The following is a 22,595-nucleotide window of genomic DNA, read 5'->3' as shown; positions in this document are numbered from 1 at the left end:
TCGTAGGGGCGCGCTTTTCGGGGCGGGCCGACGGGCCCGCGGCGCCCTCCGCGGCCGCCGCATACGCTGGACGGGTGACGGTCGGCCTGAATCGCGAGATCCTGCGGCTCGCGGTCCCCGCGCTCGGAGCGCTCATCGCCGAGCCCCTCTTCCTCACCGTCGACTCGATCATGGTGGGCCGCCTCGGCGTCGACGAGCTCGCGGGGCTCGGCATCGCGTCGAGCGTGCTGCAGACGATCGTCGGGCTCATGGTGTTCCTCGCCTACTCGACGACGCCCGCCGTCGCGCGGCTCTACGGATCCGGCGACACGTCCGCGGCGGTGTCGCGGGGGATCGACGGCATGTGGCTCGCCCTCGGGATGGGCGCGATCCTGGCCGTCGCGGGGTCGTTCCTCTCGCCCTGGGCGGTCTCGCTCTTCGGCCCGTCGCCCGAGGTCGCCGAGCAGGCAGACGCCTACCTGTCGCTCAGCATGTGGGGGATCCCCGCGATGCTCGTCGCCTTCGCCGCGACGGGGCTGCTGCGCGGCCTGCAGGACACCGTCGCGCCGCTGTGGATCGCGGGCGCGGGCTTCGCCCTCAACGCCGTGCTCAACGCGCTCCTCATCTACGGCCTCGGCTGGGGGATCGCCGGATCCGCCGCGGGAACCGTCGCGGCGCAGTGGGCGATGGTCGCCGCGTACGCCGCGATCGTCGCCCGGCTGGCGCGGCGCCACGGAGCCGACGCGTCGCCGTCCCGCGCCGGTGTGCGCGGAACCGCGGCGACGGGCGGGTGGCTCTTCCTCCGCACGGTCGCGCTCCGGATCGGGCTCCTCGTGACGGTCGCGGCCGCGACGACCCTCGGCACCGACGAGCTCGCCGGGTGGCAGGTCGTCTACACGATCGCGACCTTCGCGGCCTTCGCGATGGACGCGCTCGCGATCGCCGCCCAGGCGCTCATCGGGAAGCAGCTCGGCGCAGGCGACGTCGACGGCGTGCGCGGGGTCCTGCGGCGGACCCTCGCGTGGGGGACGGCGTTCGGCGCGATCCTCGCGGTGCTGATCGCGGCCCTCTCCCCCGTCATCGGGCTCGCGTTCACGGGATCCTGGCGCATGTCGTGGCTGATCCTGCCCGCGCTCGTGCTCATGGGCGCGGCGCAGCCGCTCGCCGGCGCGGTGTACGTGCTCGACGGCGTCCTAATGGGCGCGAACGACTCGCGCTACCTCGCGCTCGCGGGCCTCGTGAACCTCGCGCCGTTCCTCGCGGCCGTTCTCGTCGTGCTCATGGCGCGACCCCACGGATCCTGGGGCCTGTTCTGGGTCGCGGCGTGCTTCTACGTCGTGCTCATGGGCATGCGCTGGCTGACCCTCTCGCGCCGCGTGCGCGGGGAGAGGTGGCTTCAGGCGGGGGCCTGAGCGGCGAGAAGGGCGCGGATCCGGCGGACCGAGAGCGGCCGGAAGCCCGCCTCGACGAGCGCCCGGATGATCCCGGGCTCCCGGCGGGCGAGGCGCAGGCCGCGGCGCAGCAGCACGGGGATCGGCTTGCGCGCCTCGCGCACGTCGCGCAGGAACCGCAGGCCCATCGTCACCCAGCGACTGCGCCTGACGCAGAGCGCGTCCTCGAGGATCCCTCGGCGCCGGGCCTCGGCGACGACGTCGGCCACGAAGATCCCCTCCGCGACGAAGCATCGGTGGTCGCCGAGCGACAGGGTGCGCGATCCGACGATGCTCGAGGTCGAGATGTCGTAGTCGGGGACCTCGGTCGATCCCTCGCGGGCGAGCCGCTCGAGAGCGTCGACCGCGTTCGGCAGGTGCCACGAGCGCGCGTCGTCCCAGTCGACCTCGCCCGACGCGAGGCGCGGCAGCTCGGGGTCGTCGTGCTCGCGGTAGAAGTCGTCGAGCCGCAGGAGCGGCAGCCCCGACTGCTCGGCGAGCCGCGACTTCCCGGATCCGCTGGCGCCGCCGATGAGGATCACGCGGGCGCGGGGTTGGTCGGGCATCCGCCCATTCTCGCGAACTCGGCTGGGCCCCCGGTGCACGACGACGGCGATTTCCGCCGGTCCGGGGCAAAACGCCGGGGATCCGGGCACGACCGACGAGTTCTGCCGTACTTATGCGGGCGCGACGACGCGAAGGCCCGCCCGGCGGGCAGCGTCCGCGAGCTCGTCGTCGTAGGTGACGACCTCGTCGGAGCCGATCCTCAGCGCCGTCGCGAGGTGGATCGCATCGTTGGAGCGCAGCGGCTTATGGGTTCCGGCGGCGAGAAGGTCGCCGCGGGTGATGTCGACGAGCGTCATCGCGTCGAGGACGGCCGAAACGGCATCGATCCGCACGGTCTCGGGGCGCCGCCCCGACGCACAGTGCAGCTCGGTGTGCAGCAGCCAGGACGCGGCGAGCGCCGACGCGCTCGAGGCCCACCAGTCGCGCATCGCCGCGGTCTCGCGCTCGGCGACGAGCAGCTTCATCGCGGCGGAGGTGTCGACGTACGCGGTGGTCACCACTCGCCCCGGGCGTCGGCGACGATCTCTGCGCTCGACATCGGCGACTCGGCAGCGGGGATCCCTAGGACGGCATCGCGGGTGCCGACCGGACCCCGTGCCCCGCCCCCCGCGATGAGCCCGTCGACGCCGCCGGCTCCCGCCGGCCCGATCACCGCGTCGCCGACGCGGAACCGCTCCCCCGCCGCCGCACGCCGCAGCACGTCGCCGCTGTTGTTCCGCATCTCCCGCTGCGTGATGGTCTCCATGCCGCGAGAGTAGCACGCGTGCTACATCATCGGGCGAAGCGGCGGGCCCACTCGTACATGACGATCGCGCCGGCGGCCGACGCATTGATCGAGCGGGTGGATCCGTACTGCGTGATCTCGATGTGGCCCTGCGCCGCGGCGAGCGCCTCGTCGGTGAGGCCCGGGCCCTCCTGGCCGAAGAGGAACACGCACCGCTCGGGCAGTTCCGCCCGGTCGACGGGCACGGCGTCGCCGACGTTGTCGACGGCGACGATGGGGATCCCCTCCCCGGCCGCCCAGGCCGCGAAGTCCGCGACCGTCGGGTGGTGCACGACGTGCTGGTAGCGGTCGGTGACCATCGCGCCGCGGCGGTTCCACCGCTTGCGGCCGATGATGTGCACGGTGTCGGCGAGGAACGCGTTGGCGCTGCGCACGATCGAGCCGATGTTCATGTCGTGCTGCCAATTCTCGATCGCGACGTGGAACGGGTGCCGCTTCGTGTCGAGGTCGGCGACGATCGCCTCCATCGTCCAGTAGCGGTACCGGTCGATCACGTTGCGGCTGTCGCCAGCCGCGAGCAGCTCGGAGTCGTACTGATCGCCTGCCGGCGGCTCGCCCTCCCAGGGGCCGACGCCGTGCGTGGATGCCTCGGGGTGCTCGCTCACGGATCCATTCTCGCCCTGCGAGATTTTTAGGTGTACCGAAAGATTCCGTGGCACGATGGATCCATGACTTTCGGCGCACCGAAAACTGCCCGCCGCGGATGGCTCATCGGGCCGGCGCTCGTCGCGGGCGTCGCCTACCTCGACCCCGGAAACGTCGCGACGAACATGTCGGCCGGCGCGGAGTTCGGGTACCTGCTCGTGTGGGTCGTGGTGCTCGGCAACGCGATGGCCTGGCTCATCCAGTACCTCTCGGCGAAGCTCGGCGTCGTCTCGGGCCGGAGCCTCGCGCAGACGCTCGGCGAGCGGATCCGATCCCCCTGGAGCCGCCGCCTGTTCTGGCTGCAGGCCGAGCTCGTCGCGATGGCGACCGACGTCGCCGAGGTCATCGGCGGGGCCGTGGCCCTGTGGATCCTGTTCGACGTGCCGCTCGTGTGGGGAGGCGTCGTGACCGGCGCGGTGTCGATGGCGCTCCTCGCGGTGCAGTCGCGCGGCGGGGCGCGGCCGTTCGAGGGCGTGATCGTCGCCCTCATGGCCGTCATCGCGATCGGCTTCGTCGCGGGGGTCTTCGTCGGGCCGCCGTCGGAAGCGGCCGTCGCCGAGGGGCTCGTGCCGCGCTTCGCGGGATCCGAGTCGGTGCTCCTCGCGGCGTCGATCCTCGGCGCGACCGTCATGCCGCACGCGATCTACGCGCACAGCGCCCTGACGCGCGACCGCTTCGACGGCGTGCCCCTCCCCCGCGTCATGCGGGCGACGCGGTGGGACGTCACGATCGCCCTCGCGATCGCCGGGACCGTCAACCTCGCGATCCTCCTGCTCGGCGCCGCCAACCTGCCCGGCGTGCCGGGGACCGACAGCCTCGAGGGCGCGTACGCGGCCCTCCGCGACAGCCTCGGCGCGATCGTCGCGACGCTCTTCGCCGTGGGGCTCCTGGCCTCTGGCCTCGCCTCGACGTCGGTCGGCGCCTACGCGGGATCCGAGATCATGAGCGGGCTGCTCCGGATCCGCGTCCCGCTCCTCGCGCGACGGCTCGTGACGATCGTGCCCGCGCTCGCGATCCTCGCGGCCGGCGTCGACCCCACGCGGGCGCTCGTCCTCAGCCAGGTCGTCCTGTCGTTCGGGATCCCCTTCGCCCTCGTGCCGCTCGTGTGGTTCACGGCGCAGCGGCGCACGCTCGGGTCGCTGCGCAACCGCTGGTGGACGACGGCGCTCGGGGCCGCGGCGAGCGCGTTCCTCATCGCGCTCAACGTCGTCCTCCTCGTGATGACGCTCGGCGGGTAGGCGCCCTACGCGCTGAGCCAGATCGCGTCGGGCGCGCCCGCGGGCAGGGCGACGAGGGATCCCCCGACCTCGACGCCGCCCGCGCGGACCGTCACGGACGTGCCGACGTCGATGCCCGCGAGCGTGATCTCGCGCAGCAGCGCCGGGTCGCGGTCGAGCACCCGCAGCACGCGACCCTCGTGACCCTCGGCGGCGTCGGCCAGCTGCACGAAGGGCTCGCGGTCGACGGATCCGTCCGGCCGCGGGATCGCGTCGCCGTGCGGGTCGAAGCGCGGGAAGCCGAGCTTCTCGTCGATGCCGTCGAGCAGGCGGTCGCTCACGGCGTGCTCGAGCACCTCGGCCTCGTCGTGCACCTCGTCCCACCCGTATCCGAACTCGTCGACAAGCCAGGTCTCGATGAGGCGATGCCTGCGCGTCATGACGACGGCGCGGGCGAGCCCCTCGTCGGTCAGGGTCACGGCGCGATACGGCTCGTGCGACACAAGGGCCTGCGCCGCGAGCTTCTTCACCATCTCGGTCACGCTCGACGGCGCGACGCCGAGCTTCGACGCGAGAACCGACGGCGTGATGGCGGCGTCCTGCCACTCGGTGTGGGCGTAGATCGTCTTCAGGTAGTCGTCCGTCGCCGGATGGGTGCGCATGCTCCCAGGGTACGGATCAGTGCCCGACGCGCGCGGCGCGGTCGAAGGGCCACTCCTTGCCCGAGAGCTCCTCGCACCGCTCCCACACCCGCCGGCGCACCTCGGGATCCGCCGACGTCGGCGACGGGCGCTGCGGCACGGGCTCGCCGCGCGTCGCGAACCGCGGCCCCCAGTACTCTCCCCCGCGGATCCCCGGATCCACGAGCGCGCGCACGATCGAGGCGGCGCCCTGCTGCTTGCCCTGCGCGATGGGCGCCTGCACGCCGTCGCGCAGCCGCTTCCAGGCGCTCGGCTCGTTGACGCCCTGGACCCGCGGGGTGCGGCCGCCGATCGAGTAGCCCGGGTGGGCGACGACGCTCTCGACCTTGATGCCCGCGTCGCGCAGCCGCGCGTCGGCCTCGAGCCCCAGCGCCTGCACGACGACCTTCGACTGCGCGTAGGCCTTCCACTTCGCGTAGTGCTTCTCGAGCTGTATGTCGATCGGGGAATGCTTCCCGAGCCAGGTCGACATGCTGCCGAGCCACACCATGCGCGGGGTCCACCGCGGGGTCGCCGACTTCGCGAGCGGGATCAGCAGCTCGGCGCCGAGCACGAAGTGCCCGAGCGCGTTCGTCGCGAACACGAGCTCGGCGCCGTCGCGCGTCGTCTCGCGGTGGCGCGGGGTGTGGACGATGCCGGCGTTGAAGACGACGCCGTCGAGCCGCCCGCGCTGGAACAGGCCTCCGCGCACGCTCGCGGCGGCGGCGCGCACGGAACCGGGGTTCGAGACGTCGAGCAGGAGCGTCTCCACCGAGGCGCCGGGCACGCGCGCCTCGAGCGCGTCGTGCGCCGCGGCGAGGCGGTTGGGGTGGCGGCCGCTCAGGATCACGTGGGCGCCCGCCCGGGCCAGCTGCTCGCTCGCGAAGTATCCGAGGCCCGCGTTCGCGCCCGTCACGAGGTAGGTCCGGCCGTCCTGAGGAGGCAGATTCTGCGGATCCCACCCGTCCCGGGCGCTGGTGCTCACGACGCCGAGCGTATGCCCCGTTCGTGACGGGCACATGACGGCGCGCGGTGCCATACGCTGGCCACGTGACGAGCCACAAGGACATCGAATGCTGGCTGACCGACATGGACGGAGTGCTCGTCCATGAGAACAAGGCCATCCCGGGAGCGCCCGAGCTGCTGACGAAGTGGCGCGAGAACGGCACGCCGTTCCTCGTACTCACGAACAACTCGATCTTCACCCCGCGCGACCTCTCGGCGCGTCTGCGCGCGAGCGGGATCGAGGTGCCCGAGGACTGCATCTGGACCTCGGCGCTCGCGACCGCGGCGTTCCTCAAGTCGCAGTCACCCGGGGGCACGGCCTTCGTCGTCGGCGAGGCGGGGATCCTCACGGCCATGCACGAGGCCGGGTTCATCATGACCGAGACGGCGCCCGAGTACGTCGTGATCGGCGAGACGCGCAACTACTCGTTCGAGGCGATCACGAAGGCGATCCGGCTCATCAACGGCGGGGCGCGGTTCATCTCCACGAACCCCGACGCGACGGGCCCGTCGTCCGAGGGCGTCCTGCCGGCGACGGGCGCGATCAACGCCCTCATCACGAAGGCGACGGGCAAGGAGCCCTACATCGTCGGCAAGCCCAACCCGATGATGTTCCGCTCGGCGCTCAACCGCATCGGCGCGCACAGCGAGAAGACCGGCATGATCGGCGACCGCATGGACACCGACATCGTCGCGGGCATCGAGGCCGGTCTGCACACCGTCCTCGTCATGACGGGGATCAGCGACCCGGCCGAGATCGACCGCTACCCGTTCCGGCCGACCGAGGTCCTCGCCTCGGTCACCGACATGCTCGACGAGTCCTGATGGTCGGCCAGGAGCTCTGGCTCCCCGTCGCCGCCCTCTGCGCGGCGGCGGCCCTGGTGATGGGGATCCGCGCGATCGTGCGCCTCTTCAAGGGCGGATGGCGTGACGACGACGACGGATTCGGTCCGCGCCGCTGATCAGCCGAGGGCGAGCTTCGCGGCGCCCACGAGGGGGCCGTCGGGGCCGAGCCCGCTGCGGACGACGCGCGTGCGGCGGGCGTACGGCAGCACGGCCCAGTCGGCGAGCGCGCGGCCCACGAGGTCGACGTAGTCGTCGCTGACGAACGAGAACCCGCCCGAGATCGCGACGACCTCGAGGTCGAGCAGCGTGGAGGCGTCGGCGAGCGCGCGGCCCACGGCGGTGGCCGAGCGGACGACGGCGTCGCGGGCGATCCGGTCGCCGCGGCGCGCGTCCTCGGAGAGCTGCTCCCCCGTCGTCCCCCGCCAGCCGGCGAGCTGCGCCCAGCGGACGCTCGACGGGCCCGACGCGATCTCCTCGAGCGTCAGCTCGTCGGCATGGGTCTGCCCGAGGTGCCCCGCGTTGCCCGTCGCGCCGCCGATCGGGCGGCCCGCCACGACGATCCCCGCGCCGATCCCCGTCGAGACGACCATGCTGAGCGACGCGCGCGCGTCGGCGGCGACGCCCAGCCAGGCCTCGGCGAGCGCGAGCGCTCCCCCGTCGTGGCGCATCGAGACGTCGACCTCGGCCCAGCCCGTTCCCGCGATGACGGCGTCGCGCACCGCCTCCACGAGGCCGAAGCCGTGCACGCCCGGCATGTTGACGGGCGCGATCGTGCCCGCGACGAGGTCGATGGGGCCCGCGGATCCGATCCCCGCGCCCGCGAACTCGGCGCTGGCCGGCAGGTGGTCGAGGGCGTGCGCGACGACGGCGCTGACCGCGGCGCTGAGGCCGTCGGGCGTGACATCAGGGCCCGTAGGGCGCCTGTTGCGCGAGGCCGCCACGACCTCGCCGCGGTCGTCGACCAGCCCCGCCTCGATCTTGGTGCCGCCGAGGTCGATCGCGAGGGCTGTGTGGGTCATGCTCGGAAGGCTACTGGGCGGTGAGGCCCAGGTCGTCGAGGTCGATCGCGGCGCGCCACTCGAGCCCCTCGGCCTCGATCGCGGCCTGCGCGCCCGTCTTGCGGTCGACGATCGTCGCGACCGCGACGACCTCGGCGCCCGCCTTGCGCAGGGCCGCGACGGCCTTCAGCGGAGACTGGCCCGTCGTCGACGTGTCCTCGACGACCACGACGCGCTTGCCCGCGACCTCGGCGCCCTCGATCTGGCGGCCGCGGCCGTGGTCCTTCGGCTCCTTGCGCACGACGAACGCGTCGATGGGGTGATCGGTCGCCGCCGACGCGTGCATGACGGCGTTCGCGATGGGGTCGGCCCCGAGGGTCAGGCCGCCGACCGCGTCGACGTCGTAGTCGCGGATCAGGTCGATCACGAGGCGCCCGATCGCGGGGGCGGCGCGGTGATCGAGCGTGAGCTTGCGCATGTCGACGTAGTAGCTGGCCTTCTTGCCGCTCGACAGCGTGAAGTCGCCGTGGAACACCGCCTCGTCGCTGATCAGCTGGATGAGCTTCTGACGGTCGGCTTCGAGCGCGGGCGTGGATGCGGTGGCCATGGGATCCAGTCTAGAGACGGCGGCTCGTAGGCTTGTCGGCATGCGGATCGCCACCTGGAACGTCAACTCCGTTCGCGCTCGAGTCGACAGGGTCGTGGGATTCCTCGAGCGCGCCGACGTCGACGTCCTGCTCATGCAGGAGATCAAGTGCAAGCCGATGCAGTTCCCCTACGAGGCGTTCGAGCGCGCCGGCTACACGGTCGAGGCGCACGGGCTGAACCAGTGGAACGGGGTCGCGATCGCGAGCCGCCTCCCGATGGAGGACGTCGAGTATTCCTTCCCGGGAATGCCCGGATTCCAGAAGGGGTATGAAGGCGACGACGCGCCCCTCGAGGCGCGCGCGATCTCGGCGCTCGTCGAGGGCGTCCGGCTCTGGAGCCTCTACGTCCCCAACGGCCGCGGCCTCGAGGATCCGCACTACGCCTACAAGCTGCGCTTCCTCGAGGCGCTGCGCCGGTACGTCGAGGACGCCCTCGCCGCCGACCCGCAGCTGCCCCTCGCGCTCACAGGCGACTTCAACATCGCGCCGACGCCCGAGGACGTCGGGGATCCCTCGATCGTCGAGGGCGTCACGACGCACGTCTCCCCCGCCGAGCGCGCCGCGTTCCAGGCGTTCCTCGACGGCGGCCTGCGCGACGTCGTGCGCCCCCTCGTCCCGTCGGGGTACACCTTCTGGGACTACAAGCAGCTCCGGTTCCCGCGCGACGAGGGCCTGCGCATCGACTTCGTCCTCGGATCCCGCGCCTTCGCCGACGCCGTCGAGGGCGCGTCGATCGAGCGCGACGAGCGCAAGGGCGAGCACCCGAGCGACCACGTGCCCGTGATGGTCGACCTCGACCTCTCGGACGACGAGGACGACGACCTGCCGATGATCTTCGGCTGAGCGCCGCTACGCCGCGAACCCGTGGCGGTGCGCCCATACGACGGCCGCGACGCGGTCGCGCGTGGCCGTCTTCTGCAGGATGTTCGAGACGTGCGTCTTGACCGTCGCCTCGCCGATGAAGAGCTCCCGGGCGATCTCTCCGTTGCTCATCGCCGACGCGAGGAGGCGCAGGACCTCCGCCTCGCGCTCCGTGAGATCCGCGTCAGATTCCTCTTGCGGAATATGATTCCGCTCGATCACGCGCCTCGTCACCTCGGGCGCCAGGAGTGCGTCTCCCGACGCCGCGACCCGCGCCGCGCTGACGAGCTCCTCGGGCCCCGCGTTCTTCAGCAGGAACCCGCTCGCGCCCGCGTCGAGGGCCGCGAAGAGGTAGTCGTCGCGGTCGAAGGTCGTGACGATCACGACGCTCGCGCAGGATCCCGCCGCGACGATCCGCCGCGTGGCCTCGATCCCGTCCATGTCGGGCATCTGCACGTCCATGAACACGACGTCCGGGCGCAGCGCGGCGGCCCGCTCGACGGCCTCGCGGCCCGTCGCGGCCTCCCCCGCGATCTCGACGCCCGCGGCCTCGAGGATCATCCGGAAGCCGGCGCGCATCGTCGCGTGGTCGTCGACGAGGAGCACGGTCGTCATGTCAGCGGAACCCTCACCCTCACGAGATAGCCGCCGCGCGTGCGCGGCCCGATCTCGACCGATCCTCCCATCGCGGTCGCCCTCTCGCGCATCCCGATCGTGCCGAGTCCCGTGCGCGAGGAGAGAGCGACGCGGCCCGTGTTCGCGACCTCGAGCTCGACGGCGCCGTCGAGATAGCGCAGGCGCACGTCGGCCGTGACGTCGGGGCCGCCGTGGCGGCGGGCGTTCGTGAGCGCCTCCTGCGCGATCCGGTAGAGGTTCACCTGCGCGAAGGCCGGAACGGGGCGCGGATCCCCGATGATCCTCAGCGAGGTCGGGACGCCCACGGCGGTGACCGACCGCGCAAGCGGATCGAGCGACTCGAGCCCTACGGTCGACGGGGGCTCCTCGGCGTCGTCCCCCGCCCGCAGCGTGTCGAGCAGGCGCCGCATCTCGCCGATCGCCTCGCGCGCCGAGTCCTCGACGACGAGGAGCGCCTGCTTCGCGCCCTCGGGGTTCGCGTCGACGACCGCCCGCGCGGCCCCCGCCTGCACTCCCATCGTCGAGACGTGGTGGGCGACGACGTCGTGCAGCTCGCGCGCGATCCGCACGCGGTCGAGGGCGACGGCTTGCGCCGCGGCGAGCTCCTGCTGCCCCTCGAGCTCGCGCGTGCGATCCGCGAGCGCCTGCGCGTCGAGCGCCGAGCTGTAGGCCCGATTCCCCGCATAGTAGGCGGCGCCGAAGTACGCCATGTTCGTGAGCCAGGTGAGGAACCACGTCGCGAGCATGGGGGTGAAGGCGCCGGGGAAGTCGGCCCACTCGTCGGGGATCGGCTCCGTCGCGCTGCGGAACGTCGAGATCGCGAGCCACACGAACATCGCTCCGATGATCAGCACGCGCACCCGCATCGCGAGGGTCCGGTCGGTCACCCACGCGCCGATCGTGTAGATCGAGAGGAACAGCATCACCTGGCTGACGTACAGCTCGACCGCGCCGAGCTCGGCGCCGATGACGTAGGCGATGTTCGTCACGAGGGCGACGACGATGGGGGCGCGGCGGCGCAGCGCGAGCGGGAGCGCGGTGCAGGCCGCCGTGACGAACATGCCCGCGAGGTTGGAGTCGCGGAAACCGTAGTTCGCGACCTCCTGCAGGATCGCGCACACGACGGCGGCGGCGAAGAGCGCGAGCGCGAGCCACAGGTCGGCACGCAGCTGGCGGGGGGTCGGCGCCGCGCGCAGGTATCGCAGGGGAGCGGCCTCTGTCACCGTCATGCCCACCAACCTATGGGGAGGCGGCGGCCGGCCGCCTCCCCCGCGCGGCGGACCCGGCCCTCCCGAGGCACGACTACGGCGGAAAGGTCGGGATCCCCCGCGACACGCCGGCCCCCGGCCCCCACCGGCCGAATCCGCCGTCGTCCTGCGCCGGGGGCGGCGGGGCGGGCGGGGCTTGTGGCGGGCGGGCGGGAGCGGGATCCTGGAGTCACCTGACGGAGGGAGCCGCAATGACCGATGAACGCAGGCCCGGACCCGGCGATGAGGACGTCGACCACGACGCCGAGAACCCCCAGGCCAACGACCCCTTCACCGACGCCGAGGAAGAGGGCTGGCCGGTCTCCGACGAGGAGTGACGCCGCGGCCCGGACGCAGAGGAGCCCCGCACCGGATGGTGCGGGGCTCCGTCAGTCGGTGACGCTTACGCGTTCGCCTTCTGGACGCGGCCGACGAGGCCGAGGAACGCGCCGAGGTAGGCCATCAGGAACTCCTTGGTGCCCTCGTTCGTGATCTCGCCGTCGACGATGAGGCCGGGCGTGACCTGGATGAAGCCCTCGGGCTGACCCATGACGATCGCGTCGGAGTGGCCGAGCACGGCGCGCAGGTGCTGCTGCGCCGCGGCGGTCGCGATGCCGCCCGGCGAGCCGCCGATGACGCCGACCGGGGTGCCCGAGAACGACATCTGGCCGTAGGGGCGGTTCGACCACTCGATGGCGTTCTTCAGGACGCCGGGGATCGAGCGGCTGTACTCGGGCGTGGCGATGATGACGCCGTCGACGCCCTCGATCGCGGCCTTGAAGTCGCTGACGACCTGGGGGAGGTCGACCTCGAGGTCGGTCGAGAAGAAGGGGAGGTCCTTGATGGCGATCTCGGTGAACTCGACGCCCTCGGGCGCGAGCTTGACGAGGGCCTCAGCGAGGTCGCGGTTGATGGACGTCGAGCCGATCGAGCCGACGATGTAACCGATCTTGGTCACGGAGGTGTCTCCTTGAGGTCTGAATGGGGAGGGGTGCCGGTGGGACTTCCATTCACATGAAAGCACCGGCACCCCGATGCTATTCCCGGATCCGTCACATTTCATCCCGTCCCAGGGATCCCTCATCCGGCGGACACGAGATCCCCCGCGCGACGGATGTGCCGCGGCGAGCGCGTGCGTAGCGTCGGACGCATGCTGCAACTGACGGGACTCACCAAGCGCTTCGGCGCGCGCACGGTGCTCGACGACGTGTCGTTCGGCGTCGAGCGCGGCCGCCTCACGGGGTTCGTGGGCGGCAACGGCGCCGGCAAGACGACGACGATGCGGATCGTCCTCGGCCTGCTGGCCGACAACGGGGGAGAGGTGCTGCTCGACGGCGCCGCCCTGACGGCCGACCGCCGCCGCGGCTTCGGCTACATGCCCGAGGAGCGGGGCCTCTATCCCAAGATGAAGGTCCTCGAGCAGATCACCTATCTCGCGCGGCTGCACGGCTTCTCGGCGCGCGACGCCGCCGCCCGGGCGACGGAGATCCTCGAGAAGCTCGGGCTCGCGGAGCGCCTCGGCGACGCGATCGAGTCGCTCTCGCTCGGAAACCAGCAGCGCGCCCAGATCGCCGCGGCGCTCGTCCACGGACCCGACGTCCTGATCCTCGACGAGCCGTTCAGCGGCCTGGATCCCCTCGCGGTCGACGTCGTCGTGAGCGTTCTGCAGGAGCGCGCGGCGTCGGGCGCCGCGGTCCTGTTCTCGTCGCATCAGCTCGACGTCGTCGAGCGCCTGTGCGACGACCTCGTGATCATCGCGGGCGGCACCGTCCGCGCGGCGGGCGGGCGCGACGAGCTGCGCCGCGAGCACGGCGGCTCGCGCTTCGAGCTCGCGACCTCGGGCGACACCGGCTGGCTGCGCGCCGAGCCGGGCGTCGACGTCGTCGAGTTCGACGGGGGACGCGCCGTCTTCGACGCCGCCGACGCCGAGACCGCCGCCCGCGTCCTGCGCCGCGCCGTCGCCGAGGGCGACGTCACCGCCTTCACCCCGCTCCAGCCCTCGCTCGCCCAGATCTTCAAGGAGGTCGTCGCATGACCACGGCACTCTCGACCCCGCAGGCCACGTGGCTCGTCGCCGAGCGCGAGGTCTCGACCCGCCTGCGCAGCAAGCCGTTCATCATCACGACGGCGATGATCCTCGCACTCATCGTCGTCGGCATGATCGTCAGCAACGTCCTGTTGAACCGCGAGACGACGACGACCGTCGCGGCGAGCGGGTCGGTCGCCGCCCAGCTCGAGGGAGCGGAGGGCATCGAGATCACCCCCGCCGAGACCCGCGCCGACGCGACGGCCCTCGTCGAGCAGGGCGACGTCGACGCCGCCGTCATCGCCGACGACCAGTCGCCGACGGGCCTCACCGTGATCGCCGACACCGAGGCTCCCGACGTCCTGATCGCCCTGCTCTCGCAGGCGCCGACCGTCGAGCTCCTCGATCCCGAGGGCGGCTTCACGCCGCTGCGGTACATCATGAGCCTCGCGTTCGCGCTGGTCTTCATGATGTCGGCGATGACGTTCGCCCTCCCCGTCGCCACGAGCGTCGTCGAGGAGAAGGCGACGCGCGTCGTCGAGATCCTCATCACCGCGATCCCCGCTCGGGCGCTGCTCGCGGGCAAGGTGCTCGGCAACACGATCCTCGCGGTCGGCCAGATCGTCCTCATCGTCATCGCGCTCGCGATCGGGCTCGTGGCGACGGGCCAGACGGACATCCTCCGGTCCCTGAGCGCCCCGCTCCTCTGGTTCGCGGTGTTCTTCCTCGTCGGCTTCCTGCTGATCTCGACGCTGTTCGCGGCGACGGGATCCCTCGTGTCGCGGCAGGAGGACATCAACCAGTCGATCACCCCCGTGATGTACATCGTGATGATCCCGTACATGCTCGTGATCTTCTTCAACACGAACCCGACCGTGATGAGCGTCCTGTCGTACATCCCGTTCTCGGCGCCCGTGTCGATGCCGATCCGCCTCTACTTCCACGAGGCCGCGTGGTGGGAGCCGCTCGTCGCGCTCGTGATCGCGTTCGCGACCGTCGCCGTCGTCCTCGGGCTCGCGGCGAAGATCTACGAGAACTCGCTCCTGCGGATGGGCCAGCGCGTGAAGTGGGCCGAAGCCCTGCGGCCCGGCTGAGAATCATGCACTTGCATACATATCGCCGAAGGGAATAACGTAGCCCGCGTGGGGTTGAACCTCACGCGGGCAACGGCGCCCGGTCCTGATCTCGACACGAACCGACGAGGAGACCCCCATGGGCGCCACCACCATCGACCGCACCGCACCGACCGACCACCCGATCCTCGACGTCCTCGCCGCGCGCTGGAGCCCCCGCGCGTACGACGCCGTCACCCCGATCGACGAGGACAAGCTCGCGAACGCCCTCGAGGCGGCCCGCTGGAGCCCGTCCGCCAACAACGTGCAGCCCTGGAAGTTCATCGTGGCCCGCCGCGGCACCGCCGAGCACGCCGCGATCTCCGAGACGCTCGCGGGCTTCAACGCCGCCTGGGCGCCGAGCGCCGCCGTCCTCATCGTCGCGGTCGCGATCGTGGCCGACGCCGACGGCAACGAGAACCCCGTCGCCCTCTACGACCTCGGCCAGTCGGTCGCGCACCTCTCGGTGCAGGCGCACGCCGACGGCCTCGTCGTCCACCAGATGACGGGCTTCAGCCCCGCCGCGGTCGCCGAGAGGTTCTCGCTCCCCGACGGCGAGCGCCCCTTCACCGTCATCGCGCTCGGCGAGCTCGGCGACATCGACGCCCTCCCCGAGGCCACGCGCGAGCGCGAGGTCGCCCCGCGCGTCCGCAAGCCGCTGAGCGAGACCCTCATCGCCAACGCCTGACGCGCGCACGACGAAGCGGGCCGGATCCCTCAGGATCCGGCCCGCTTCGCGTCTGCGGCGATTCGCGGCGTCAGCTCGTCGTGAGCGCCAGGTGCTCGCCGGACGCGGCGACGTCGACCGTGACCGTGGATCCGTCGTGCACGTTGCCCGCGAGGATCCCCCGCGCCAGGCCGTCCTGCACCTCCCGCTGGATGAGCCGGCGCAGCGGGCGCGCACCGAACAGCGGGTCGTAGCCGCGCTCGGCGAGCCAGGCGCGGGCGTCGGGCGTGACCGCGAGGGTGAGCCGGCGATCGGTCAGCCGCTTCTGCAGGAGGTCGACCTGCAGCTCGACGATCTGGGCGAGGTCGTCGGTCGTGAGCGCCTGGAACAGCACGATGTCGTCGAGCCTGTTGATGAACTCGGGCTTGAACGCGTGCTGCACAAGGCCCATGACCTGCTCGCGCTTCTGCTCGGGCGCGATCGTCGGATCCACGAGGATCGGCGATCCGATGTTGCTCGTGAGGATGAGCAGCACGTTCTTGAAGTCGACCGTGCGGCCCTGGCCGTCGGTCAGGCGGCCGTCGTCCATGACCTGCAGAAGCACGTCGAACACCTCGGGGTGCGCCTTCTCGACCTCGTCGAGCAGCACGACCGAGTACGGCCGGCGCCGCACGGCCTCCGTGAGCTGCCCGCCCTGGTCGTAGCCGACGTATCCCGGAGGGGCGCCGACGAGCCGCGACACCGAGTGCTTCTCGCCGTACTCCGACATGTCGATGCGGATCATCGCCTGCTCGTCGTCGAAGAGGAACGCGGCGAGCGCCTTCGCGAGCTCGGTCTTGCCGACGCCGGTCGGGCCGAGGAAGAGGAAGGATCCCGTGGGCCGGTTCGGGTCGGAGATCCCGGCGCGCGAGCGGCGCACGGCGTCGGAGACGGCCTCGACGGCCTCCTTCTGGCCGATGAGGCGGCGGCCGAGCTCGGACTCGAGGTGCAGGAGCTTCTCCTGCTCGCCCTGCAGCAGCTTGCCGACGGGGATCCCCGTCCACGCCGCCACGACGCCCGCGATGTCGTCCTCCGTCACCTGGTCGCCGACCATGCGCTCGCCCTGCTGCTCGACCTTCTCGGCCTCGGCGAGCTCGCGTTCGAGGCCCGGGATCTCGGCGTACAGGAGGCGCGAGGCCTGCTCGAGGCGGCCCTCGCGCTGCGCCCGCTCGGCCTCCACGCGGGCGGCGTCGAGCCGGCCGCGCAGGTCGCCGACGCGGTTGAGGCTCGCCCGCTCGGCCTCCCACCGGCCCTGCATCTCGCCGAGGCGCGCCTCCTCGCCCGCGAGCTGCTCGCGCAGCGCGGCGAGGCGCTCCTTCGACGCCGGGTCCTTCTCCTTCTTGAGGGCGAGCTCCTCGAGCTTGAGGCGGTCGACGCGGCGGCGCAGCTCGTCGATCTCGACGGGCGCCGAGTCGATCTCCATGCGCAGCCGGCTCGCGGCCTCGTCGATGAGGTCGATGGCCTTGTCCGGCAGCTGGCGGCTCGGGATGTATCGGTGCGACAGCGAGGCGGCGGCGACGAGCGCCTGGTCGCTGATCGTGACCTTGTGGTGCGCCTCGTAGCGCTCCTTGAGACCGCGGAGGATCGCGATCGTGTCCTCGACCGACGGCTCGCCGACGTACACCTGCTGGAAGCGGCGCTCGAGCGCGGCGTCCTTCTCGACGAACTCGCGGTACTCGTTGAGCGTCGTCGCGCCGATGAGCCGCAGCTCGCCGCGCGCGAGCGCGGGCTTCAGCATGTTCGCCGCGGCGACGGATCCCTCGCCGCCTCCCGCGCCCATGAGCACGTGCAGCTCGTCGATGAACGTGATGATGCGGCCCTCGGACTCGGTGATCTCCTTGAGCACGTTCTTCAGGCGCTCCTCGAACTGCCCGCGGTACATCGCGCCCGCGACGAGCGCCGAGATGTCGAGCGAGATCAGCTCCTTGTTCTTGAGGCTCTCGGCGACGTCGCCCGCGACGATGCGCTGCGCGAGCCCCTCGGCGACCGCCGTCTTGCCGACGCCGGGCTCGCCGATGAGCACGGGGTTGTTCTTCGTCCGCCGCGTGAGCACCTGGCTCACGCGGCGGATCTCGGCGTCGCGGCCGATGACCGGGTCGAGCTTCCCGCTGCGCGCGCGCTCGGTCAGGTTGATGCCGAACTGCTCGAGAGCACTCTGCTGCTCGTCCTGCTGTTCCTGCGGCATGGGATCTCTCACTTTCGAACTTGAGTCGGTGTGACTCAAGTTTACATCACGCGGCGACCGCCATGTTGCTCCGCGCGGGTCCCGCGAAGCGCTCGCGGTAGGCGGTCGGGGTCATGCCGAGGATCCGGGCGAAGTTCTGCCGCAGGACGGCGGCGGATCCGAGCCCGCAGTCGGCCGCGATGCGGTCGAGGCCCCAGTCGGTGCGCTCGAGGAGACGCTGCGCCTGCATGACCCGCTGACGCGCGAGCCACGCGGCGGGGGTCGCGCCGTGATCCGCCTTGAACCGCCGGGCGAAGGTGCGCGGAGACATGTGCGCGTGCGCCGCGAGATCGTCGACCGTCATCTCGCGGTGGAGGCTGCCGAGCGCCCAGTCGATCGTCCGCGACAGCGACATGTCGCGCGACTCGGCGAGCGGCCCGAGGATGAACTGCGCCTGCCCGCCGCCGCGGTGCGGGGCGACGACCATGCGGCGCGCGATCAGGTTCGTGAGCTCGGCGCCGATCTCCTGCCGCAGGAGGTGGAGACAGGCATCTATGCCTGCTGCCGTGCCGGCGCTCGTGAGGATCCGACCGTCCTGCACGTAGAGGACGTCGGGGTCGACGTCGATGCGGGGGTACCGCTCGGCGAGGAGGTCGGCGTAGCGCCAGTGCGTCGTCGCGCGGCGCCCGTCGAGGATCCCCGCCTCGGCGAGCGAGAAGGCGCCGCTGCACACGCTCATGACCCACGCGCCGCGCTCGGCCGCGCGGCGCAGCACGTCGAGGACGCGCTGATCCATGGACCCCCAGAACCCGTGGGGCGTCGCGGTCATGACGACGACGTCGGCCTCGTCGGCGAACGACAGGTCGTGGTCGATCAGCAGCGAGAAGCCCATCGTCGTGCTGACTTCGCCCGGGTCGGGCGTCACGGCGCGGAAGTCGAACTTCGGGACGCCGTCGTCGGATCGATCGAGGCCGAACGCCTCGCAGACGGTGCCGAACTCGAACGGGGCGGCCCCGTTGACGACGATGGCGGCGACGGTCTTGATCATGGCGGGCTCCTCGCGTGGCAGGAATCGGACGACGTTCGTCCAGACTGCCACTCGTGGCGGGAATCCGCCAGGCGCAGGATCTCTGCCATGGTCATCTTCGGGATCCTGCTCATCGCCCTCGCGGCGGCCGGCGTCGCCGCCACCGCCCTCCTCGGCCCGCGCGACGGCTACGGCATCGCGCGCCACGGCGCAGACGACTGGCCGCGGTGAGCCCCGCTTGTCCTCGTGGCCGATCACGACTCCGGCGCCGCCTGCGTGAGGCCCTCGGCGAAGAACCGAACGAACGGGTCGATCGAGGAAGACTGCGGAGTCCACATTCACACTTTCTGGGCCATTCCGTGTGAATGTCACCCCCTCAGTGCTCCGCGGTCGACGCTTTCGTCGATGTCCGCCACACGCCCTGGCCGACCGAGATCACGACGATCGCCATGAGCTCCCAGTACTGGATCGGGGCGGCCTCCGTGAGGCCCTGGATCAGCAGCATGACGATGACGAGGAGGGGCACCATCGTCGCGCCGCGGGTCGCCGACGCGGCGGCGCGGACGAACGCCGTGCCCCACATGATCGCGAGAAGCGCCGCCCCGATCACGCCGAGCTGCATGAGCGTGTCGATCCACATGCTGTGGCCGTGGAACACCGTGAGCCCGTGATCGACGATCCAGCCGTCGAAGTGCGGATCCCACGGCAGCCACGGCGCCGCATAGCCGTTGCCGACGACGGGCGACTCGGCCCAGCGGCCGAGGACCTTCTCCCAGATCTCGCCGCGCCCCGTGAGGTCGTCGCTGCGCCCCAGCAGGCCGAAGAGCCAGTCGCGGGCGAACAGCAGGACGGCCGCGAGGCCGAGCGCCAGCGCCCCGAGCACCGAGAAGAACCAGGCGCGGGCGCGGGTCGACGGCAGACGCCGGGCGACGAGGACGAGCACCGCGACGACGACGAGCGCGAGCGCGTTGACGTACATGTTCGCGGATCCGGCCCGGACGAGCAGCCACAGCGCGATGAGGCCGATGAGGACGCGGGGGATCGTGCCGCCGTCGCGGCGCACGAGGCGCGTGACGATGACGACGAGCGCGAGCAGGCACAGCACCGCGAGCAGGTTCGCGTTGCCGACGATGCCCTGGATCCGCCCGCCCGCGAGGAATCCGTCGAGCAGGTTGCCGCGGATCCAGTCGTAGTGCGGGTCGGGATCGTCCGGCGCCTGCTGGAAGTTCGGCAACAGCGGGGCGCCGCGCAGGGCGACCCACAGCTCGACCGCGAGCGAGAGGACGACGACGGCCGAGAGGGCGCGCTCGGCGATGACGAGGAGGTCGCGCTTCGAGAAGCGCAGCGCGAGGAAGAACGCGTGGAAGACGAACACGCCCTCGGCCGCGAGCGTCAGGAGGCTCGTGCCGATCCACTGCGACCAGGCGAGCGACAGGACCGCGAAGCCCGCGTAGGCGTAGACCGTGAGGGGGTGCTGGCGCCAGGTGCGGCGGGGGAGCGGCTCGCGGCGCGACCAGAGGATCCAGATCACGATCGTCGCGACCGTCATGGCCCCGAGGAGGGCGAGGGCGCCCGCCATGCCGACGAGGTTGAAGAGGAACGAGTAGGCGAACGCGCAGAACGCGAGGACGGAGGCGTAGGCGCGCATCATGCGATCACCCCGCGGTAGACGGCCGTCACGGCGCGCTCGTGCGCCGCGGGGGAGAACACCTCGGCGGCCTCGGAGGCGGCGCGCGAGCGCTCGACCGCGACCCGCGGCTCGCGCGCCAGGCGCGCGAGGGACGCGGCCATGCCGGAGACGTCGGGGGAGTCGGCGAGCACGCCGGCCTCCGCGAGCCCCTCGCGCAGCGCGGAGTCGACGTAGAAGACGCTGCGCGCCTGACGGAAGGCCTCGACCACGATCACGGGTTGATTATCGAACCCCAGAGATGTGAGCGCGACGAGGTGGGCGTCGCGCATCTCGGCGGCGACGCGGTCGCGGTCGACGCGACCCGTGAAGCGGATCCCCTCCTCGCCCTCGGCGCGGCGCCGCGCCTCGGCCAGCAGGGGGCCGTCCCCGACGACCGCGACCTCGAGCCCGCCTGGCACCTCCCACATCGCCTGGCGCGCGGCGTCGAGGAACTCGAGGATCCGTTTCTCGGGGACGAGCCGGCCGACCCACGCGATGCGCAGGGGGCCGTCAACCGCCGCGAGCGGCTCGCCCGCCTCCCCGCTCTCGGGGAGGGCGTTGGGGATCGCGACCACCCCGTGCGCGCCGGCCGCGATCAGCCGCTCCGCCTGGTGCGCCGACGGCGAGATCACGGCGTCGGCCGCGAGGCAGGCCGAGAGTGTGATGCCGCGCAGCGCCGAGCCGACTCGGGCTCCGCCGAGCCGGGCGCGCGACGTGGCGGATCCGCGCAGCAGCCGACCGACCCCGCGGATCGCGGCGGCCGCGACGGCGTCGAGGGGGCCGAGCCGCGGGCCCCGCCAGAAGAACGTGTGCACCGTCTGCACGACGGGGATCCCCATCTCGCGCGCGACCTGGACCGCCGCCGCGCTCATGCCGAACTCAGAATGTGCGTGGACTACCTCGATGCCCTGAACGGCATACAGCGCGCGGAGCCGCGCGCGGAGCCGATCCGTGCTGCGGATCCACGGCAGGTCGACGCCCGGGAGGGCGAAGGGCGCCCGCACGCCGAAGCGTCCCGCCGACGTCTCGCCCGGCGCGACGATCGTCACGCGATGCCCCGCGTCGCGCAGGATCTGCGCCTGGTCGAGGAACGCCGCCTGCGCGCCGCCCAGGTAGTCGAGCGAGTAGTCGCAGACGAGGGCGACGCGCATGCCGTTCACGCGGGGATCGGCTCGCCGCGGTACAGCGCCTCGAAGGTCCGGAGGGTGCGCGTGATGTCGTGGGCCGAGACGAGCTCGAGCGACGCGCGCTGCATGCGCTCGCGCTGCGACGGCGTCTGCCGCAGCACGTCGTCGAGCTTCGCGGCGAGGTCGACCGGGTCGTCGGGCGCGAAGAGGTGCCCGTTCCGCCCGTCCTCGACAAGGTGCGGGAGCGCCATCGCGTTCGCGGCGACGATCGGGAGCCCCGACGCCATGGCCTCCATCGTCGCGATCGACTGCAGCTCGGCGATCGACGCGATCGCGAACGCCGACGCCCGCGTGAGCGCCGCGCGCAGCTCGGCGTCGGTCGCCTTGCCGTGGAACACCACGCGGCCGCGGATCCCGAGCTCGGACGCGAGCTGCTCGAGCGCCGGGCGCTGGTCGCCGTCGCCGACGAGTTCGAGAACCACGTCGAGCGCGGGATCGAGGGCCGCGATCGCGCGCAGGATCACGTCGACGCGCTTCTCGCGCGTCAGGCGGCCCACGAAGACGACGCGATTCCCGTCGCGGGGCGACAGGTCGGGGGTGTACTGCGCCATGTCGATGCCGCAGCTGATCGGGACGACGCCCGCGATGTCGATCGTCTTCTCGAGGTAGTCGGCCGCCTTGCGGGTCGGCGTCGTGATCGCGGCGCTCATCTGGAAGGTCCGCTTCGCATCGGCCCACGCGAGCTTCACGAAGATCCGGTTCGCCCACTCCGGGAGGCGCGTGAAGTCGAGGATGTTCTCGGCCATCGTGTGGTTCGTCGCGACGACGGGGATCCCGCGCCGTCGCGCCTCGCGGGCGAGCCCGCGGCCGATGACGATGTGCGACTGGATGTGCACGACGTCGGGGCGCACCTCGTCGAGGACCAGGCGGGCGTAGTGCTTCGACCGCCAGGGCCACACGAACCGCAGCCACTCGTGCCACGCGAGCCTGACCGACGGCAGCCGGTGCATCGTGATCTCGGCGCCCTCGATCGTCTCGGTGTGCGTCGGTGCGAGCGCGTGGCGCGTGTTCGGCGCGCTGACGTGGACGTCGTGGCCGCGCTGCGCGAGGCCGGCGCTCAGGCGCTCGGCGAATCGCGCGGCGCCGTTGATGTCGGGCGAGAACGTGTCGCAGCCCAGCAGCACCGTGAGGGGGGTTTCGCGTGTCGGATCAGGCACGCATT

26 protein-coding genes are annotated in these 22,595 nt (G+C 71.9%); 10 read left to right on the top strand and 16 right to left on the bottom strand.

From position 1 onward, the window contains the following. Positions 1–74 precede the first annotated feature (74 nt). Entirely contained in the window at positions 75–1,391 is a 1,317-nt protein-coding gene (locus H576_RS0106675) for an MATE family efflux transporter (RefSeq protein ID WP_029150299.1), read from the top strand. Here H576_RS0106675 and H576_RS14640 read toward each other — a convergent pair. From H576_RS14640 to H576_RS0106655, 4 genes are all read right to left on the bottom strand, one after another. After that, positions 1,376–1,975, bottom strand: a complete 600-nt coding sequence (locus H576_RS14640) for a hypothetical protein (RefSeq protein ID WP_036319758.1) — start codon at positions 1,973–1,975, stop codon at positions 1,376–1,378. The genes H576_RS0106675 and H576_RS14640 overlap by 16 nt on opposite strands. Before the next feature lie 111 nt (positions 1,976–2,086). Continuing rightward, a complete protein-coding gene (locus H576_RS17120; RefSeq protein ID WP_029150298.1) occupies positions 2,087–2,473 on the bottom strand; it encodes a type II toxin-antitoxin system VapC family toxin in 387 nt (128 codons plus the stop codon). Next, positions 2,470–2,721: a hypothetical protein gene (locus H576_RS17115; RefSeq protein WP_036319755.1), complete on the bottom strand. Its 252-nt coding sequence runs from the start codon at positions 2,719–2,721 to the stop codon at positions 2,470–2,472. Before H576_RS17115 ends, H576_RS17120 begins: the two co-directional genes overlap by 4 nt. 26 nt (positions 2,722–2,747) lie before the next feature. Further along, a complete protein-coding gene (locus H576_RS0106655) occupies positions 2,748–3,365 on the bottom strand; it encodes a TrmH family RNA methyltransferase (RefSeq protein ID WP_029150297.1) in 618 nt (205 codons plus the stop codon). 63 nt (positions 3,366–3,428) lie between these two features. On the opposite strand from H576_RS0106655, the gene H576_RS0106650 reads away from it, so the two are divergent. Next, positions 3,429–4,643 (top strand): Nramp family divalent metal transporter, encoded by a 1,215-nt coding sequence (locus H576_RS0106650; RefSeq protein WP_029150296.1) that lies wholly within the window; start codon positions 3,429–3,431, stop codon positions 4,641–4,643. Positions 4,644–4,648: 5 nt separating this feature from the next. Here the strand turns inward: H576_RS0106650 and H576_RS0106645 are convergent, their stop codons facing one another. Next, complete coding sequence (locus H576_RS0106645; RefSeq protein WP_029150295.1) at positions 4,649–5,284, bottom strand: metal-dependent transcriptional regulator; 636 nt, start codon at positions 5,282–5,284, stop codon at positions 4,649–4,651. Between the two features lie 16 nt (positions 5,285–5,300). Further along, on the bottom strand, positions 5,301–6,287 hold the full coding sequence (locus H576_RS0106640) for an SDR family NAD(P)-dependent oxidoreductase (RefSeq protein WP_245559130.1): 987 nt from the start codon (positions 6,285–6,287) through the stop codon (positions 5,301–5,303). 104 nt (positions 6,288–6,391) lie between these two features. Between H576_RS0106640 and H576_RS0106635 the strand changes: the two genes are divergently transcribed. Continuing rightward, positions 6,392–7,132 (top strand): HAD-IIA family hydrolase, encoded by a 741-nt coding sequence (locus tag H576_RS0106635; RefSeq protein WP_425411270.1) that lies wholly within the window; start codon positions 6,392–6,394, stop codon positions 7,130–7,132. Further along, the gene (locus H576_RS16635; RefSeq protein WP_156888155.1) at positions 7,132–7,269 is read left to right on the top strand and encodes a hypothetical protein; all 138 of its coding nucleotides are present in this window, start codon (positions 7,132–7,134) and stop codon (positions 7,267–7,269) included. Before H576_RS0106635 ends, H576_RS16635 begins: the two co-directional genes overlap by 1 nt. Here the strand turns inward: H576_RS16635 and H576_RS0106625 are convergent, their stop codons facing one another. Both H576_RS0106625 and pyrE read right to left on the bottom strand, forming a co-directional pair. Further along, positions 7,270–8,172: an ROK family protein gene (locus tag H576_RS0106625; RefSeq protein WP_029150292.1), complete on the bottom strand. Its 903-nt coding sequence runs from the start codon at positions 8,170–8,172 to the stop codon at positions 7,270–7,272. A gap of 10 nt (positions 8,173–8,182) precedes the next feature. Continuing rightward, positions 8,183–8,758, bottom strand: a complete 576-nt coding sequence (gene pyrE, locus H576_RS0106620; protein WP_029150291.1) for an orotate phosphoribosyltransferase — start codon at positions 8,756–8,758, stop codon at positions 8,183–8,185. A 40-nt stretch (positions 8,759–8,798) separates the two neighbouring features. Here pyrE and H576_RS0106615 point away from each other — a divergent pair, with 40 nt between their 5' ends. Then, the gene (locus H576_RS0106615) at positions 8,799–9,641 is read left to right on the top strand and encodes an exodeoxyribonuclease III (protein WP_029150290.1); all 843 of its coding nucleotides are present in this window, start codon (positions 8,799–8,801) and stop codon (positions 9,639–9,641) included. 6 nt (positions 9,642–9,647) lie between these two features. Here the strand turns inward: H576_RS0106615 and H576_RS0106610 are convergent, their stop codons facing one another. Both H576_RS0106610 and H576_RS0106605 read right to left on the bottom strand, forming a co-directional pair. Then, a complete protein-coding gene (locus tag H576_RS0106610) occupies positions 9,648–10,274 on the bottom strand; it encodes a response regulator (RefSeq protein WP_029150289.1) in 627 nt (208 codons plus the stop codon). After that, a complete protein-coding gene (locus H576_RS0106605; protein WP_051172300.1) occupies positions 10,271–11,524 on the bottom strand; it encodes a sensor histidine kinase in 1,254 nt (417 codons plus the stop codon). The genes H576_RS0106610 and H576_RS0106605 overlap by 4 nt, the downstream gene beginning before the upstream one ends. A 230-nt stretch (positions 11,525–11,754) precedes the next feature. Between H576_RS0106605 and H576_RS17280 the strand changes: the two genes are divergently transcribed. Next, complete coding sequence (locus H576_RS17280) at positions 11,755–11,880, top strand: hypothetical protein (RefSeq protein WP_281167306.1); 126 nt, start codon at positions 11,755–11,757, stop codon at positions 11,878–11,880. Between the two features lie 65 nt (positions 11,881–11,945). Here the strand turns inward: H576_RS17280 and H576_RS0106595 are convergent, their stop codons facing one another. Next, complete coding sequence (locus tag H576_RS0106595; RefSeq protein WP_029150287.1) at positions 11,946–12,500, bottom strand: NADPH-dependent FMN reductase; 555 nt, start codon at positions 12,498–12,500, stop codon at positions 11,946–11,948. A gap of 192 nt (positions 12,501–12,692) precedes the next feature. Between H576_RS0106595 and H576_RS0106590 the strand changes: the two genes are divergently transcribed. The 3 genes from H576_RS0106590 to H576_RS0106580 all read left to right on the top strand — a co-directional run bounded on the left by H576_RS0106590 (position 12,693) and on the right by H576_RS0106580 (position 15,368). After that, on the top strand, positions 12,693–13,577 hold the full coding sequence (locus tag H576_RS0106590) for an ABC transporter ATP-binding protein (RefSeq protein ID WP_029150286.1): 885 nt from the start codon (positions 12,693–12,695) through the stop codon (positions 13,575–13,577). After that, on the top strand, positions 13,574–14,662 hold the full coding sequence (locus tag H576_RS0106585) for an ABC transporter permease (protein ID WP_029150285.1): 1,089 nt from the start codon (positions 13,574–13,576) through the stop codon (positions 14,660–14,662). Before H576_RS0106590 ends, H576_RS0106585 begins: the two co-directional genes overlap by 4 nt. A gap of 118 nt (positions 14,663–14,780) precedes the next feature. Next, the gene (locus tag H576_RS0106580) at positions 14,781–15,368 is read left to right on the top strand and encodes a nitroreductase family protein (RefSeq protein ID WP_029150284.1); all 588 of its coding nucleotides are present in this window, start codon (positions 14,781–14,783) and stop codon (positions 15,366–15,368) included. Positions 15,369–15,438: 70 nt separating this feature from the next. Here H576_RS0106580 and H576_RS14630 read toward each other — a convergent pair whose 3' ends face one another. Next, entirely contained in the window at positions 15,439–17,571 is a 2,133-nt protein-coding gene (locus tag H576_RS14630; RefSeq protein WP_084502514.1) for an ATP-dependent Clp protease ATP-binding subunit, read from the bottom strand. Between the two features lie 46 nt (positions 17,572–17,617). Further along, entirely contained in the window at positions 17,618–18,598 is a 981-nt protein-coding gene (locus tag H576_RS0106570) for a GlxA family transcriptional regulator (RefSeq protein WP_029150283.1), read from the bottom strand. Positions 18,599–18,685: 87 nt separating this feature from the next. Here H576_RS0106570 and H576_RS17275 point away from each other — a divergent pair, with 87 nt between their 5' ends. Then, a complete protein-coding gene (locus tag H576_RS17275; protein WP_281167305.1) occupies positions 18,686–18,808 on the top strand; it encodes a hypothetical protein in 123 nt (40 codons plus the stop codon). A gap of 145 nt (positions 18,809–18,953) precedes the next feature. On the opposite strand, the gene H576_RS0106555 is transcribed toward H576_RS17275, so the two are convergent. Genes H576_RS0106555 through H576_RS0106545 form a run of 3 tightly spaced genes read right to left on the bottom strand, consistent with a single transcriptional unit; the run spans position 18,954 to position 22,590 of the window. Next, positions 18,954–20,225: an O-antigen ligase family protein gene (locus H576_RS0106555; RefSeq protein WP_029150282.1), complete on the bottom strand. Its 1,272-nt coding sequence runs from the start codon at positions 20,223–20,225 to the stop codon at positions 18,954–18,956. Beyond that, positions 20,225–21,397, bottom strand: a complete 1,173-nt coding sequence (locus H576_RS14625) for a glycosyltransferase family 4 protein (protein WP_245559135.1) — start codon at positions 21,395–21,397, stop codon at positions 20,225–20,227. Before H576_RS14625 ends, H576_RS0106555 begins: the two co-directional genes overlap by 1 nt. A gap of 5 nt (positions 21,398–21,402) precedes the next feature. Then, positions 21,403–22,590, bottom strand: a complete 1,188-nt coding sequence (locus H576_RS0106545; RefSeq protein WP_029150281.1) for a glycosyltransferase — start codon at positions 22,588–22,590, stop codon at positions 21,403–21,405. Positions 22,591–22,595: the final 5 nt, after the last annotated feature.

The sequence above is a fragment of the Microbacterium indicum DSM 19969 genome (assembly GCF_000422385.1).
Taxonomy (GTDB): Bacteria; Actinomycetota; Actinomycetes; order Actinomycetales; family Microbacteriaceae; genus Microbacterium; species Microbacterium indicum.
Note: the sequence above shows the minus strand (reverse complement) of the source record. Positions and strands in the feature narration are given on the sequence as shown.

Coding starts and splice junctions, on each gene's coding strand:
- H576_RS0106610 (WP_029150289.1), bottom strand. CDS start 10,274: ATGACGACCGTGCTCCTCGTCGACGACCACGCGACGATGCGCGCCGGC.
- H576_RS0106585 (WP_029150285.1), top strand. CDS start 13,574: ATGACCACGGCACTCTCGACCCCGCAGGCCACGTGGCTCGTCGCCGAG.
- H576_RS0106650 (WP_029150296.1), top strand. CDS start 3,429: ATGACTTTCGGCGCACCGAAAACTGCCCGCCGCGGATGGCTCATCGGG.
- H576_RS16635 (WP_156888155.1), top strand. CDS start 7,132: ATGGTCGGCCAGGAGCTCTGGCTCCCCGTCGCCGCCCTCTGCGCGGCG.
- H576_RS14640 (WP_036319758.1), bottom strand. CDS start 1,975: ATGCCCGACCAACCCCGCGCCCGCGTGATCCTCATCGGCGGCGCCAGC.
- H576_RS0106570 (WP_029150283.1), bottom strand. CDS start 18,598: ATGATCAAGACCGTCGCCGCCATCGTCGTCAACGGGGCCGCCCCGTTC.
- pyrE (WP_029150291.1), bottom strand. CDS start 8,758: ATGGCCACCGCATCCACGCCCGCGCTCGAAGCCGACCGTCAGAAGCTC.
- H576_RS0106555 (WP_029150282.1), bottom strand. CDS start 20,225: ATGCGCGCCTACGCCTCCGTCCTCGCGTTCTGCGCGTTCGCCTACTCG.
- H576_RS17280 (WP_281167306.1), top strand. CDS start 11,755: ATGACCGATGAACGCAGGCCCGGACCCGGCGATGAGGACGTCGACCAC.
- H576_RS0106580 (WP_029150284.1), top strand. CDS start 14,781: ATGGGCGCCACCACCATCGACCGCACCGCACCGACCGACCACCCGATC.
- H576_RS14630 (WP_084502514.1), bottom strand. CDS start 17,571: ATGCCGCAGGAACAGCAGGACGAGCAGCAGAGTGCTCTCGAGCAGTTC.
- H576_RS0106645 (WP_029150295.1), bottom strand. CDS start 5,284: ATGCGCACCCATCCGGCGACGGACGACTACCTGAAGACGATCTACGCC.
- H576_RS0106605 (WP_051172300.1), bottom strand. CDS start 11,524: ATGACGGTGACAGAGGCCGCTCCCCTGCGATACCTGCGCGCGGCGCCG.
- H576_RS0106615 (WP_029150290.1), top strand. CDS start 8,799: ATGCGGATCGCCACCTGGAACGTCAACTCCGTTCGCGCTCGAGTCGAC.
- H576_RS14625 (WP_245559135.1), bottom strand. CDS start 21,397: ATGCGCGTCGCCCTCGTCTGCGACTACTCGCTCGACTACCTGGGCGGC.
- H576_RS17115 (WP_036319755.1), bottom strand. CDS start 2,721: ATGGAGACCATCACGCAGCGGGAGATGCGGAACAACAGCGGCGACGTG.
- H576_RS17275 (WP_281167305.1), top strand. CDS start 18,686: ATGGTCATCTTCGGGATCCTGCTCATCGCCCTCGCGGCGGCCGGCGTC.
- H576_RS0106625 (WP_029150292.1), bottom strand. CDS start 8,172: ATGACCCACACAGCCCTCGCGATCGACCTCGGCGGCACCAAGATCGAG.
- H576_RS0106635 (WP_425411270.1), top strand. CDS start 6,392: ATGGACGGAGTGCTCGTCCATGAGAACAAGGCCATCCCGGGAGCGCCC.
- H576_RS0106590 (WP_029150286.1), top strand. CDS start 12,693: ATGCTGCAACTGACGGGACTCACCAAGCGCTTCGGCGCGCGCACGGTG.